This is a genomic window from Nonomuraea sp. NPDC004580 (assembly GCF_040609855.1).
GTDB classification, from domain to species: domain Bacteria; phylum Actinomycetota; class Actinomycetes; order Streptosporangiales; family Streptosporangiaceae; genus Nonomuraea; species Nonomuraea salmonea.
This window is the reverse complement of record NZ_JBEXLH010000063.1, coordinates 33,693-47,304: the sequence shown is the minus strand read 5'-3', so window position 1 is coordinate 47,304 and position 13,612 is coordinate 33,693. Positions and strand designations below refer to the sequence as shown.

Here is a 13,612-nt window from a genome sequence, read left to right as displayed (position 1 = left end):
CCTGAGCCGGCGCGCGCCGCGGAGGTGACCGGCCGGCGTGGGGCACGGGTCAGCCGGCGCGGACCTCGGCCATCACGCGGCGCATGTCGGAGACGGCGGTCAGCGTGCCGCGCAGCGTGCCGGTCACCTTGGAGCGGCCCTTGCGCGGCAGGTAGTCCACCTCCACCTCGCCGATCCGCCACCCGGCCGCCGCCGCGCGCAGCACCATCTCCAGCGGGTAGCCGAACCGGCGGTCGGTCAGGCCGAGTGCGAGCAGCGCCGCGCGCCTGGCCGCCCGCATCGGGCCGAGGTCGTGCAGGGGCGCCCCGGTGTGCCGGCGCAGGCTGCCCGCCAGGACCGCGTTGGCCAGCCGGGCGTGCGCGGGCCAGGCGCCGGCCTCGCTGGGCACCCGCCGCCCGAGCACGAGATCGGACGAGCCGCCCGCGACCGGCGCGGTGACCCGGGACAGCTGGCCCGGGTCGAGCGAGGCGTCGGCGTCCATGAAGCACACCACCTCGCTGGACGCGGCCAGCAGCCCGGCGTGACAGGCCGAGCCGAAGCCGCGTACGGGCTCGCGCACCACCTCGGCCCCCAGCTCGGCGGCGATCTGCGGCGAACGGTCGGTCGAGCCGTTGTCCACCACGATCGGACGGAAGCCGCCCGGCATGCGTTCGAGCACCCAGGCGAGCGCGGCCTCCTCGTTGAGGCAGGGCAGGATCACATCGACAGTCAAGACTGGGCGAACTCCTTCATCCCGGCGTCGAACCCGATCTCGGCGCGGAACCCCAGCTCGGCCGCGGCCCGCGCGGGCGAGGCGACGATGTGGCGCACGTCGCCCAGCCGGTAGCGGCCGTTGACCTGCGGGCCGGGCCCGCCCCGCTCGGCGGCGAGCGCGGCGGCCATCTCGCCCACGGTGTGCGGGCTGCCGGAGGCGATGTTCCAGGCGCGCAGCGTGCCATCAGGGACGGGCGCGGTGACGGCGGCCAGGTTCGCCCTGGCCACGTCGCGTACGTGCACGAAGTCGCGCTGTTGCCGCCCGTCCTCGAACACCTGCGGCGCCCGCCCCGCCCGCAGCTCGGAGCGGAAGATCGCGGCCACCCCCGCGTAAGGGGTGTCGAGCGGCATGTGCGGCCCGTAGACGTTGTGATACCTGAGCGCCGCCGCGCTGCCGCCGGTCTCCCTGGCCCAGTTGGCGGCCAGGTGCTCCTGGGCGAGCTTGCTGGTGGCGTAGGCGTTGCGCGGATCGGCCGGGGTGTCCTCGCCGACCTCCGCCCAGGTCAGCGGCTCGCCGCAGTCCGGGCACGGCGGGTCGAAGCGGCCCCGCTCCAGGTCCTCGACCGTGCGCGGGCCCGGTCTGAGGACACCGTGGGCGGCGCAGGCGTAGCGGCCCTCGCCGTAGATCACCATCGAGGACGCCAGCACCAGCCGCCTGACGTCGTGCCTGGCCATGGCCGCGAGCAGCACCGCCGTGCCGTACACGTTGATCGAGGCGTAGCCGGGCAGGTCGGAGACGTCCACGCCGAGCCCCACCTTGGCCGCCTGGTGCACCACGACCTCGACGCCCGGCAGCAGCTCGTCGAGTGCGCGCGGGTCGCGTACGTCCGTGCCGTCGCTGATGTCCAGGCCGACGACGTCGTGCCCGGCGTCCTCCAGGGCGCCGGCGACGTGCCGCCCGATGAAACCGGCCGAGCCGGTGATCATGACTCTCACGCCGCCGACGCTAGCCGTCCGCCACCGCGGCGCGACGGCGCGTAAGGGGTTCGTAAGGGTTCTTACGGACCCGGAACGGCAGCCGCGGTGACGCCCCGGCCGCCGCCGCGGGGTGCCAGGCTGCGGCGCGTGAGTCGAAGCATGCTCGCCGCCGGCGCGGTGCTCGCCGCCCTGGCGGCCGTCCTGGTCGTGACGGTCTCGGGGCCGCCCCGCCTGGGCTGGTACCTGGCCGCGTGGGCGCTGTTCGGAGCCGCGCTGTGGGCGGCGCGGCGCCTGCCGGAGCGGCGGCTCGGCCCGCTGGTCCTGGCCGGCGGGATCGTGCTGGCCGCGACCGGGCTCACCGCTGCGCCGAGCAGCAGCACCGACTCCTTCCGTTACGTCTGGGACGGCCGGGTGCAGGCCGCGGGCATCTCCCCGTACGCCTATCCGCCGTCCGACCCGGCGCTGGCCGGGCTGCGCGACCCCTGGTTGTTCCCGCAGGACTGCGAAGGGCTGTATCCGCTGCCCGACGGGGGCTGCACGCGGATCAACCGGCCCACGGTGCCGACCATCTACCCGCCGCTCGCGCAGGGCTACTTCCTGCTCGTCCACTGGCTGTCGCCGGAGGGCGCGGGGCAGCAGCCGCTGCAGGTGGCGGGGTTCCTGCTGGCCGTGGGGGCGCTGTTCGCGCTGCACCGGGTGGCGGGGCCGCGCCGGGCCGCGGCGTGGGCGTGGTGCCCGGCCGTGCCGGTGGAGGCGGTCAACAACGCGCACGTCGACATGCTGGGCGTGCTGCTGGTGGTGCTCGCCTTCAGCGTCGTACGCGGGCGCGGCGCGCTGCTCGGCGCCGCCGTCGCGGCCAAGCTGCTGCCCGTCACCGCACTGCCGGGCGCCCTGGCGGGCTCTCTGACGGGCTCCCTGAGCCGGCGGCGCGCGCTCACCACGCTGGGGCACGCCGGGCTGGTGGTGGTGCTGTCGTACGTGCCGTACGTGCCGGCCTCCGGCCCCTCGTTGATCGGCTACCTGCCCGGCTACCTCAAGGAGGAGCGCTACGACGCGGCCGGCGACGGCAACCGCTACGCCGTCCTGCGCCTGCTCCTGCCGGACTCGTGGGCGCCGTACGCGGCGATCGTGCTGCTCGCCGCCGTCGCCCTGCTCGTCCTGCGCTACGGGGACCCCGAGCGGCCGTGGGACGGGGCGCTGCTGGTCAGCGGCGCGTTCCTGCTGCTGCTCACCCCCGGCTACTCCTGGTACGCCCTGCTCGTCGTCGCGCTGGCCGCGATGGCGGGCCGCCTGGAGTGGCTGGGGACGGCCCTGGCCGGCGCCATCGCCTACGCCGACGGCCCCGCCGGGTCCGGCGTCCTCGCCACCGCCTTCTACACCGCGTCCGCCCTGGCCGTCATGGTCGCCCTGCTCGCCGGGCGGCCCGTCGCAGCCGGGCTCTCAGCGAAGGAATGAGTACCCTGAACCACTCCGACACCCCCCGCGAGCCGCACATCGTGATCATCGCCAAGGAGCCGCTGCCGGGGAAGGTCAAGACCCGGCTGACGCCGCCGTACAGCCAGGAGGAGGCGGCGGCGCTGGCCGAGGCGGCGCTGCGCGACAGCCTGCGCGCCGCGGCGGCGGTGGCCGCCCGGCCGGTCCTGGCGCTCGACGGGCTGCCGGGCCGCTGGCTGCCGCCGGACGTCGTGGTGATCCCGCAGCGCGGCGCCGGGCTCGACGAGCGGCTCGCAGCGGCCTTCACCGACGCCCACCGGCTGCGCCCTGGACCCGTCGTGCTGATCGGCATGGACACCCCGCAGGTCACGCCGGAGCTGCTGCGTGAGGCGGCGTACGCGCTGGAGGAGCACGACGCGGTGTACGGGCCCGCGGCCGACGGCGGCTTCTGGCTGCTCGGCCTGCGCCGGCCCGACCCGTCGCTGCTGCTGGGCGTGCCGATGTCGCACCCGGAGACCGGCAAGCACCAGCTCGACCGGCTCGACCGCGCCGAGCTGAGCGTGCATCACCTGCCCGAGCTGGTCGACGTGGACACCGCCGCCGACGCCGCCGCCGTGGCCGCCGCCGCGCCAGGCTCCGGCTTCGCCGCCACCGTCAAGGAGCTGGGCCGATGATCGGGGACCTGTACGCCGACGCGCTCGCGGGCGAGACGGCCGAGATCGAGTACGTGGACGGCACGCTCGTCCCGCTGGAGGCGGCCCGCTGGTTCCGGCTCATCGACGGTGACGAGGAACTGCTGAGCCGCTGCGACAGCCCCACCCTCGACGTGGGGTCGGGGCCGGGGCGGCTGACGGCCGAGCTGACCAGGCGCGGGATCCGTACGCTCGGCATCGACATCACGCCGCGCGCGGTCGCGCTGACCCGGCGGGCGGGCGGGTTCGCGCTGCTGCGCGACGTCTTCGACGAGGTGCCCGGCGGCGGGCGGTGGGCTACGGCGCTGCTGGCCGACGGCAACATCGGCATCGGCGGCAACCCCGAGGCGCTGCTGCACCGGCTCAGGCAGCTACTGCGGCCGGGCGGCACGATCATGGCCGAGGTCGCGCCGCCCGGCACCCGCAGCAGGGTGGACCGGCTGCGGCTGCGGCGGGGTGCGCTGGCGGGGGAGTGGTTCGGCTGGGCCACGGTCTCGGCCAACGACGTGCGCCGCATCGCGCTGGCGGCCGGCTTCTCCGGCGCCGAGTGCTGGACGGCGCACGGCCGCTGGCTGGCCCGCGTCTCCTAGCGGTAGCCCCAGGCGGTGGCGTACCTTTCGAGCTTGGACGGCAGCGTGACGTCGTCGAACCTGCGGGCGGCCTGGATGCGGCCCGACTTGATGGTGTCACTGCGGTCTCCCAGGTTCGGCGCGAACTGCCCCTGGTAGTGGCGGCCGTAGTCGAGCATGCCGGGCTCCCACGCCACGCCCAGGTAGGCGCAGATCTCCTTGGTCACCTGCTCCGGCTGCGCGGTGAGCTCCTCGTAGCGCACGCTCAATCCGCCGACCGTGCTGCGCGCCTTCTCCAGGGGCTTGAAGTACTTCAGCGCGGTGGCCTCCAGCGACTCCCTGGTGGCGGTGTTGTCCTTGCGCTTCTGCAGCGAGGAGATCACGCCCTCCGGGTGGCGCAGCATGAACAGGAACTTCGCCTCAGGCCAGACGTAACGCAGCCGCTCCCAGATGAAGACGTTGCCCGGCGTCTTGTCGACCATGATGTCCTTGCCGCTGCGCAGCAGCTCCAGGTGCAGGATGCGGTCCCACAGGACGTGCTCCAGCTCCACCTGGTCCAGCTCCAGCTCCTCCATCGACGCCTCGGAGAAGCCGGGCGTCAGCTCCACGCCGACGGTGCGCAGGTGCAGCTCGTGCGGGGCGCGGATGCGGGAGTGGCTGTTCAGCAGCATGCGCAGCAGGGTCGAGCCGGAGCGTACGGGGGCGATGACGAAGACGGGGGAGCGGACCAGCCGCGGCACGGTCGGGACGTTGTAGTCGACGACCTGCGTGCGCTTCGGGGGGCGGCGTGCCTTGAGCCCTTCGGCGAGCCCGGAGTTGGCCGGCTCCGAGCTCGGAAGCTGCCGTGGTGGGCGCAGCGCCTCGCGGAGAAGTCGTGCTCGCCGTTTGAACCCTTTGTGTACGACTCCCATTGCGCGCTTTCCTGATCCTTTCACCCCGTGCCCCTGGGCCCGCGCAGGCGTCTGACAGGGGTCACGGCGGCATGGTGACTCCTCGGGGGCTTGTCACCATATAAGGCAAAACTGAGAATTTCCTGCGAAGAAAACCCCCGGTAGAAGCCCTGATGCCCGCCCGCCGCCGTGGGCTCAGCGGGCGCGCATCACGGCCGGCTCGTGGCGGCGCAGGAGCCGGGCCACCGCGAACGAGCACACCACCGCGAGCCCCGCCAGCACCCCCATGTCGAGCAGCCACGTGCCCGCGTCCTGGCTCCACAGCGGGTCGGGCGCGTCGTCGCCGGGCGGCATGAGCCGGCCGACGTCGAGCGTGGCCGCCAGCGCCGCCAGCGCCCACCGGGCCGGGACGAGCCAGGCGACCTGCTCCATGACCGCCTCGCCGTCCAGGTGCACCAGCGCCCCGCAGAACACCAGCTGCACCAGCGTGACCAGCACGAGCAGCGGCATCGTGGTCTCGCTGGTCCGCGCCAGCGCGGAGATGAGCAGCCCCACGACCATCGCGGTGAACGACAGCAGCGCGACGGCCGCCGCCAGCTCCGCCATCGGCGCGGTGAACACGCCCTCGTCGCGCGTCTCGACGTTCACCATCGCCACCAGCGTCAGCACGACGCCCTGCACGACGGTGACCAGGCCGAGCACGAGTAACTTCGAGCACAGGTAGGCCGACCTGGACAGCCCGACCGCGCGTTCGCGCTGATAGATGGGGCGTTCCTTGACCAGCTCGCGCACCGCGTTGGCGGCCCCGGTCAGGCAGCCGCCCACGCACAGGATCAGCAGCAGGTTGGCGGCGCTCGCGTTGGTGCCGGGCGGCCCGGTCAGGTCGCCGGTCGGCACGACTCTGGCCAGCAGCCCCATCAGGACCGGCAGGACGAGCGTGATGCCGAGGAACAGCCGGTCGGCGACGATGCCCCGGCAGTAGCGGCGTACGAGCGTGCCGAGCTGCTCCGGCCAGCTCTGCTGCTTCGGCGGCGCGGCCCGCCGCACGGGGGAGGACGCGGACGCCGGCACGATGAGGTCGGCGGTGATGTACTCGCGGTGCAGCGGCGAGCGCGCGTACTCGCCGGCCCAGTCGCGGCTCGGGTCGTCGAAGGCGAGGAAGACGTCCGCCCAGTCGTCGAAGCCGAGGAACGGCAGCGCCTGCCCGGGCGGGCCGAAGTAGGCGATCTTCCCGCCGGGCGCCATCACGAGCAGCCGGTCGCAGACGTCGAGGTTGGCGACGCTGTGCGTGACCACCGCGACCGTACGCCCGTCGTCGGCCAGCTCCCGCAGCAGGTGCATGACCGACTTGTCCAGCCCGGGATCAAGCCCCGACGTCGGCTCGTCGAGGAACAGCAGCGACGGCTTGGTCAGCAGCTCCAGGGCGACGCTGACCCGCTTGCGCTGACCGCCAGAAAGCGCCGAGATGCGGGTCTCCGCACGATGGCCGAGCCCGAGCTGCGCCAGCACCTCGTCCACCCGCCGCTCCCGCTCCTGCCCGCTGGTGTCGTCGGGGAAGCGCAGCTCGGCGGCGTAGAGCAGGGCGCGGCGCACGGTCAGCACGCTGTGCAGGATGTCGTCCTGCGGCACCAGCCCGATGCGGGAGCGCAGCTCGGCGTAGTCGCGGTAGAGGTCGCGCCCGTCGTAGGTGACCACGCCCTCATCGGCCGGTCGCAGGCCGGTGAGCGCGCGCAGCAGCGTGGACTTGCCCGACCCGCTCGGGCCGACGATCGCCAGCAGGCACTTCTCGCCCACCGGGAACGTCACGTGGTCGAGCAGCACCTTGCCGCCGTCCACGGTGACGGTCAGTCCGTGGGCCTGCAGGCACACCTCGCCGGTGTCGGCGTACTCGGTGAGCGTGTCGCCCGCCAGCCGGAACGTCGAGGGCCCGATGCCGACGAAGTCGTCGGGCGAGATGCGGGCCCGGTGCACCGGGCGGCCGTTGACGTACGTGCCGCCCCGGCTGCCCAGGTCCACGATCTCGTGCACGCCGCCGGTGACCCGCAGCTCGGCGTGCCGTCTGGACACCCGCAGGTCGGAGACCACGATGTCGTTGTCGGGCGCCCGCCCGATGCGGGCGACCTGCGCGCCGGCGAGGTCGGTGACGGAGACCGGCTCACGCCACTGGCCGGCGCGCGGGAACGGCACCGTCCCCGCCGCTTCCGAGGGGACCGTCCCCGCGGCTTCCGAGAGGACCGGCGTACGCGGGGAGGGGACGAGGGCGGCGGCGCGGAAGCGGACGATCCCGGCGCCGCTGGCCTGGCCGAGACCGACGCTGGCGCCCGCCTGCACGACGACCCGCTGGACGCGGCGGCCGCTGGCGTACGTGCCGTTGCGGCTGCCCGCGTCCTGCAGCAGCCACTGACCGGCCTCGAACCAGAGCACGGCGTGGTGACGCGAGACCCGGTCGGCGTCGACCACGATGTCCGATCCCGGGTCGCGGCCCAACCGGTACGACCGCCCCGGATCGAGGATCATCGACCCGGCAGGGCCGTCGATGACGAGCTGCGTCACGAAACCGCCTTCCCCTCACTCGGGACGCGGAGACGGGTGAGGGCCCCGCCGCGGCACCCCGGAAACCCATGATCGTAGGCCACCGTCCCGGGAGAGAGGGCGTCGGAGTGGACGTTTCAAAAATGCTCGTACTGTGCCTGCCTGGCGGAGACCGCCCAGCCCGGGACGGCCCGGGATGCTCTTATGGATGTCAAGCGGAGCGTTCTTGATCGTTTGCTGTGATGAGCCGGTGGAGTTCGCGGGCGATGTAGCGCTTGAGGCAGCGGATGATTTCTTTCTCGGACATTCCGTCCTAAGTGTGTCGTTGCATGTAGGCGCAGGTACGGGGTCCCTGCGCAGGCGGCATAGGACGACGCGGTAGAGGGCGGCGTTGGCTTGGCGGTCGCCGCCGCGGTTGAGGCGGTGGCGGGTGGTCTTGCCGGAGGAGGCGGAATCGGGCGACACCGCAGCGCATGGCGAAGGCGGCCTCGCTGTGGATGCGGTCGTGGTTTTCTCCGGCGGTGATCAGGAGCTGGCCCGCACCGAGCTGCAGGTCGCGCTGGAGACCCTGCTGCGCAGGCTGCCCACGCTGGAGCCGGCCGTGCCGCCCACGGACCTCAAGCGCATGGAGGGCCTGCTCGTCGGCGGTCTCCAGGAGGTCCCCGTCCGCTGGTGAGCACATGAACGACCCGCCGGGAGCCGCTCCCGGCGGGTCGTTCGCGCAACGGCCTTCGGCTGCTTGAAGGGACTGCCGGTGGTGCCGCCGCTCATGCGCCGCCTCCGAGCGCCCGGGAGGTCAGCCGGTCGAGCGCGGGCAGCGCGGCGGCGATGGCGGCCCTGTCGGCCTCGGGCAGCTCGGCGACCAGCTCGGCCAGCCGCTTGGCCTGGGCGGTGCGCCGCCTGGCCAGCTCGTCGCGGCCGTGCCGCGTCAGGCAGACCAGCACGACGCGGCCGTCCTCGGGGTCGGGCCGGCGCTCGGCCAGGGCCTCGCGTTCGAGCTTCGAGACGAGCTGGGTCATCGCGGGCTGCGTGACGCCCTCGATCACGGCCAGCTCGGTGAGGCGGCGCGGGCCGAGGCGTTCGAGGTTCGCCAGCGTGGACAGCGCGGTGATGGACAGGTCACGGGGGACGTCGAACATCCGCATCATCGTCCTGATCCTGGCCAGACCGGCCGCGAGCTCCAGCTCGTCCACCTGAGGAGAAGGGGGATCAGCTTGCATAAGGCATTTATATCACCTTCTTATGTATGCTCCCGCGGGGTGGGGGTGGTCCTGTGTCTGGAAAAGTCAGGAGGTGGGTGGGTCGATGGTGAAGTACGGCTCCACGTCGGACTTGGCGGGCGTGTCCAGCAGCCGCCCGACCAGTCTGCCGTCGAAGGCCACCACGCGGACCTCGTCCCTGCTGGTGTTGTCGTGCTCCCAGCAGTACAGGTGCGACTCGTCGTACCAGCCGAGGATCTTGTCGCAGTCGGAGGAGAAGCGGCGCACCTGCTCGCCGGTGGCGGAGTCCCACAGGCAGGTCTCGCCGTCGGCGCCCTTGGGGCACTTGGTGGTGAACATGCGGCCGGACGGCGAGAAGATGTCCATCGTGCCGGACGCCAGCCGTCCGACGCCCGGCAGGTCGCGGGTGCGCTTGCCCGAGGGCTCGTAGAAGCGCAGCCCCTCGTCGTCTCCGTAGACGATGACCACGCCCCGCTCGTCGGCGTCCCAGCCGAAGTCGCTGTCGCGGATGTCCTCGTCGGGCACCTGCACCACGTCGGCCTTGGCGGCGGCCACGTCGACGATGGCGAAGCCCGTGGTGAGCCAGGTCTCCTCGCCGTCGCCGTCCTCGACCGGCTTGTTGACGTTGAGCAGGATCTTCGAGCCGTCCTTCGACCAGGTGCGGATGCCGGCGTCCAGCGGCTTGCGCACGGTCTTCACCCGGAAGCTGGAGCCGTCGCGCCGGTCGGTGATGAGGATCGAGTCGTAGCCGTCAGAGGTGTAGTCCTCGGGCCTGCCGGCCAGGTAGCGGCCGTCGGGGGAGACCTTCGAGTCGACGTTCTCGGGGAACTTCTCGAACTCGCCGTCCAGCGACCTTCTGGCGTAGTCGTCGTCGTCCACCTCGTACGCGGTGAGCGTGATCGGGTCGGACGGGCTCTCGTACAGGGTGATGTCGTCGCCGGGCAGCTTGGTCGTGGTCGGTGTGGCGGAGTTGGAGGCGGGCGTGGTCGTGGCCGGTGCGGCGGAGGCGCGCGGGGTGGCGTCCTCGCCGAGCATGCCGGGCAGCGTGATCGCGGCGGTCACGGCGGCCGCCGCGACCACCGCGCCCGCGGCGAGCAGCCACCCGCGCCGCCCGCGCCCGGACGGACCGGTGGGCGGGCCGGCCGAAGGAGCGGCCGGAGGTGCGGCTGAAGGCGCGGCTGAAGGTGCGGCGGGCAGCGGCTCCGCCTGCCTCGTGCCCTCGGCGAGCGGGTTCGCGCCCGGCTGCGGGGCGCGCAGCAGGTGGGTGATCACCTCCATCGCGGCGGGCCTCTGCGCCGGGTCCTTGCTCAGGCAGCGGCGTACGAGGTCGGCCGGCTGCCCGTCGAGCAGCCCCAGCTCGGGCTCCTCGTTCAGCACCCGGCTCATCACCGCGTGCGTGCCGTCGCTGCCGAACGGCGCCCGCCCGCAGGAGGCGAACACCATCGTCCCGGCCCAGGAGAACAGGTCGGCCGCCGGGCCCACCGCGTGACCCATGATCTGCTCGGGAGCCATGTACGCGGGCGTCCCGATCTGCGTGCTGCTCGTCATCGTGGCCGGGTCGAGCGTGCGGGCTATGCCGAAGTCGATCACCCGCGGCCCGCTGGCGCCCATGATGACGTTGCCCGGCTTGAAATCGCGGTGCACCACCCCGGCCTCGTGGATCGCGGCCAGCGCGGTGGCGGTGCCGATGGCCAGCCGTTCGAGGTCGCCGCCCGAAAGGGGCCCGTCCTCGCGTACCTGCCGGTCGAGCGAGCGGCCCTCGACGTATTCGCTGACGATGTAGGGGCGGCCCTGCTCGGTGCCCGTGCTGAGCACCGCCGCCGTGCAGAACGCCGCCACCCGCCGGGCGACCTCCGCCTCCCGCAGGAACCGCTCGACGGCGTCGCCGTCGTCGGAGGGGCGCAGCCACTTGACCGCCACCCGCACGTCCATGGGGGTCCTGGCGAGGAAGACGACGCCCTGCCCGCCCTCGCCCAGCCTGCCGAGCAGCTCGAAACCGCCCAGCTGCTGAGGGTCACCGGGCAGGAGTGGCGTGAAGTCGGCCATGCGTCATTGTGATACCACGTTCCGGATCTCCTGGAACCTTACTATTCGATAACCGGCCGGTGGCGGAGGATGTCAGCGTCCGGGCCCGGTCGCCCGGCATGAAACGATGGGATCATGACCGACCTCGCCAGCCGCACCGCCGCCGCCCTCGACGCCGCCGTGGGGGCGGGCCGCGACCTCGGGCTCACCGTGACCGACGCACAGGTGCTGCACGACCTGTTCTCCGTGGTCGTGCACCTCGCTCCGGCGCCCGTCGTGGCCAGGGTGCCGGTGGTGCTGCCGGCGTGCGTCGATCTCGGCCTGCTCGCGCGGCGCCAGCAGACGGAGCTGGACGTGACGCGCTGGCTCGCCGAGCAGGGCACGCCGGTGATCCCGCCCAGCCCGCTCGTGCCCCATGCGCCCGTGCAGCGCGACGGCTTCTCGCTGACCTTGTGGCAGTACGTCGAGGAGGACCGCGGCAGAGAGCCCGACTACGCGGCCAACGCCGAGAGCGTCGCCGGCCTGCACGCCGCGCTGCGCGACTGCCCGGTGCCGCTGGAGTTCCTGTCCGCCGCCGAGCCCGAGTTCATCGCGGGCGCCCTCGACCGGCTCGCCGGCAGGCCCGACCTCATCAGCGCCGCCGACCTCGGCAGGGCCCGCCGCGAGTGGCAGGAGCTCGAGCCCCTCGTACGCTCCCAAGCCGCCTTCGAGCAGCGCTTCCCCGGCATCGAGCTGCGGCCCGTGCACGGCGACGCGCCGGCCGCCAACATCTTCCCCGGCGTCGAGGGCGACCTTTACGCCGACTTCGAGCTGGTCACCCTCGGCCCCGTCGAGTGGGACATGACGGGCCTCGGCCCCGATCTCGCCGCCGCCTACGACCGGGGGGCGAAGGACCGCGGCCTGCGGCCCCTCGACCCCGACGTGCTGCGCTTCACCGAAGCCATCGGCATGCTGCGCGTCATCGCCTGCCTCGACCTCGTCCCGCAGCTGCCCGCGCTGCACGACTTCCTCAAGCCCGCCCTCGACCAGTGGCGCTCCGGCTGATCATGACAGGGTGCGGGTCCACTGCTGGTTGGCGCCGGTTCCGCAGGCGTACTGCTGGATGTCGGCGCCGTCGGCGGTGGACGCGTTCGCCACGTCGAGGCACTTGCCGCTGTGGCGGGCTCTGAGCTGGTGGTAGCTGCCGGTCTGGACCCACTGCCACTGCTGGTTGGTGCCGCTGCCGCAGGTGTACTGGATGACGTTGGCGCCGTCGGCGGTGGAGTTGCTCGCGACGTCGAGGCACTTGCCGCTGCTGACGCTGACCAGCCGGAAGTAGTCACCGCCGAGGTCCTGGAACTGCCACCTCTGGTTGCCGCCGCCGTTCCACGGATACTGCTTGACCTCGGCGTTGTCGGCCGTTGAGGCGCTGACGACGTCCATCACCTTGCCGCTGTGCCGGGCCGTGATCCGGTACGACGGCCCGGCGCCCGAGCCGGTGATCTCGCCGGTGGCGGCGTCGATCGTGACCTGCGCGTGCCAGCTCAGGCTCATGCTCGTCGCCGAGGGGAACGTGATCGGCAGCCACACGTACTGCGAGTCGTTCACCGGCCCGCCCCACGCGCCCGCCCACCGGTCGCCCATGTAGAGGTAGCTCGTCGTCGAGCTGCCCTGCACCGGCAGCACGAACGCCGGCTGCGAGTTGAAGGTCGTGCCGTCGCCCACGTTCGTCCAGCCCGTCCACGGGCCCGCGACGCTGGAGGCGGTGGCGTACTTGGCCTGGTTGGGGTTCCAGCCGGTGGCGCCGGAGGTCAGCAGGAAGTACGTCGAGCCGCGCCTGAACATCGCCGGCGCCTCCCGGTGCGCGTCGTTCCAGAAGTTGCCCACCAGCGCGGCGACGTTCAGGTAGTCGGAGGTCAGCCGGTAGATGTGCAGGTCGTAGTTCTCGTCCGCGGCCGAGATCATGTACGCGGTGCCGCCGTCGTCGTACAGCGTGATGTCGCGCGACATGTGCTGGCCCAGCGGCCGGAAGCTGCCGTGGTAGGTGTAGCCGCCGTCCACCGTGGCCGAGGAGGCGACGGCGGCCCGCGCCTCGCCGTAGTCGCGGCCGTTCTCCTTGTGCATCCACATCACGTAGCGGCCGGTCGAGGCGTTGTAGATGACCTTCGGCCGCTCGATGTTGGCCACGTTCAGTTCGGAGTGGGACGACCTGGTCAGCACGTCGCGCCGGAACTCCCAGGTCACCAGGTCGGTCGAGCGGTAGACGGACACGGCGCGGAAGGTGTTGTCGGCGTTGCGGTTCTCGCCGAACCAGTAGTAGTAGGCGCCCGACTTGAGCACCCCGCCGCCGTGGGCGTGCAGCACGTTGCCCGCGGTGTCGCGGAACTGGGTGCCGTTCGTGATCGTCAGCGGCGCGGCCTGCGCCGGCGCCGAGGGGACCACCAGCGCGGCGGCGATCAGCAGGGCGGCGGCCAGCGCCCGCCCCAGGGATCTCAGCATGCCCGTCCTCCTAGTACGTGAGAGCGAAGGTCGCGTCCTGCCGGTCGGCCAGGGGCGAGCCGGAGCGTCGCCATGGTGTGCCGCCGCACAGCGCTGACGCG

Annotated in this window: 11 protein-coding genes and 2 pseudogenes; 5 read left to right on the top strand and 8 right to left on the bottom strand. The window is 72.8% G+C overall.

Annotated features, from left to right (window positions below; genetic code table 11):
- Nucleotides 1-49: 49 nt before the first annotated feature.
- Nucleotides 50-712 (bottom strand): glycosyltransferase family 2 protein, encoded by a 663-nt coding sequence (locus tag ABZW11_RS38630; protein ID WP_355428801.1) that lies wholly within the window; start codon nucleotides 710-712, stop codon nucleotides 50-52.
- Nucleotides 709-1,689 (bottom strand): NAD-dependent epimerase/dehydratase family protein, encoded by a 981-nt coding sequence (locus ABZW11_RS38625; RefSeq protein ID WP_355428798.1) that lies wholly within the window; start codon nucleotides 1,687-1,689, stop codon nucleotides 709-711. The genes ABZW11_RS38630 and ABZW11_RS38625 overlap by 4 nt, the downstream gene beginning before the upstream one ends.
- Before the next feature lie 129 nt (nucleotides 1,690-1,818).
- Here ABZW11_RS38625 and ABZW11_RS38620 point away from each other — a divergent pair, with 129 nt between their 5' ends.
- From ABZW11_RS38620 to ABZW11_RS38610, 3 genes are read left to right on the top strand one after another with little or no spacing between them, the layout of a single operon-like run.
- Nucleotides 1,819-3,126: a hypothetical protein gene (locus tag ABZW11_RS38620; RefSeq protein ID WP_355428795.1), complete on the top strand. Its 1,308-nt coding sequence runs from the start codon at nucleotides 1,819-1,821 to the stop codon at nucleotides 3,124-3,126.
- Entirely contained in the window at nucleotides 3,123-3,779 is a 657-nt protein-coding gene (locus ABZW11_RS38615; RefSeq protein ID WP_355428792.1) for a TIGR04282 family arsenosugar biosynthesis glycosyltransferase, read from the top strand. The genes ABZW11_RS38620 and ABZW11_RS38615 overlap by 4 nt, the downstream gene beginning before the upstream one ends.
- Nucleotides 3,776-4,387, top strand: coding sequence for a methyltransferase domain-containing protein (locus ABZW11_RS38610; RefSeq protein WP_355428790.1), 612 nt, complete (start codon nucleotides 3,776-3,778; stop codon nucleotides 4,385-4,387). Before ABZW11_RS38615 ends, ABZW11_RS38610 begins: the two co-directional genes overlap by 4 nt.
- Here ABZW11_RS38610 and ABZW11_RS38605 read toward each other — a convergent pair.
- The 3 genes and pseudogenes from ABZW11_RS38605 to ABZW11_RS38595 form a co-directional block, all read right to left on the bottom strand.
- Nucleotides 4,384-5,277 (bottom strand): sulfotransferase, encoded by an 894-nt coding sequence (locus tag ABZW11_RS38605; RefSeq protein WP_355428787.1) that lies wholly within the window; start codon nucleotides 5,275-5,277, stop codon nucleotides 4,384-4,386. The two genes, ABZW11_RS38610 and ABZW11_RS38605, sit on opposite strands and share 4 nt — an antisense overlap.
- 174 nt (nucleotides 5,278-5,451) lie before the next feature.
- Nucleotides 5,452-7,809 (bottom strand): FHA domain-containing protein, encoded by a 2,358-nt coding sequence (locus ABZW11_RS38600; protein WP_355428784.1) that lies wholly within the window; start codon nucleotides 7,807-7,809, stop codon nucleotides 5,452-5,454.
- Between the two features lie 116 nt (nucleotides 7,810-7,925).
- Nucleotides 7,926-8,332 (bottom strand): annotated as a pseudogene (locus tag ABZW11_RS38595) (transposase); the annotation flags it as partial.
- Between ABZW11_RS38595 and ABZW11_RS38590 the strand changes: the two are divergent.
- Nucleotides 8,315-8,464 (top strand): annotated as a pseudogene (locus tag ABZW11_RS38590) (cytochrome P450); the annotation flags it as partial. The pseudogenes ABZW11_RS38595 and ABZW11_RS38590 sit on opposite strands and share 18 nt — an antisense overlap.
- A gap of 91 nt (nucleotides 8,465-8,555) precedes the next feature.
- On the opposite strand, the gene ABZW11_RS38585 reads toward ABZW11_RS38590, so the two are convergent.
- Nucleotides 8,556-9,008, bottom strand: a complete 453-nt coding sequence (locus tag ABZW11_RS38585) for a MarR family transcriptional regulator (RefSeq protein WP_355428782.1) — start codon at nucleotides 9,006-9,008, stop codon at nucleotides 8,556-8,558.
- Nucleotides 9,009-9,074: 66 nt separating this feature from the next.
- A complete protein-coding gene (locus tag ABZW11_RS38580; protein WP_355428779.1) occupies nucleotides 9,075-11,054 on the bottom strand; it encodes a serine/threonine-protein kinase in 1,980 nt (659 codons plus the stop codon).
- A 114-nt stretch (nucleotides 11,055-11,168) separates the two neighbouring features.
- On the opposite strand from ABZW11_RS38580, the gene ABZW11_RS38575 reads away from it, so the two are divergent.
- Nucleotides 11,169-12,077 carry an aminoglycoside phosphotransferase family protein gene (locus ABZW11_RS38575; RefSeq protein WP_355428777.1) on the top strand — a complete coding sequence of 303 codons (909 nt, stop codon included), beginning with the start codon at nucleotides 11,169-11,171 and terminating at the stop codon, nucleotides 12,075-12,077.
- Here the strand turns inward: ABZW11_RS38575 and ABZW11_RS38570 are convergent, their stop codons facing one another.
- A complete protein-coding gene (locus ABZW11_RS38570) occupies nucleotides 12,078-13,511 on the bottom strand; it encodes an RICIN domain-containing protein (protein ID WP_355428774.1) in 1,434 nt (477 codons plus the stop codon).
- Nucleotides 13,512-13,612: the final 101 nt, after the last annotated feature.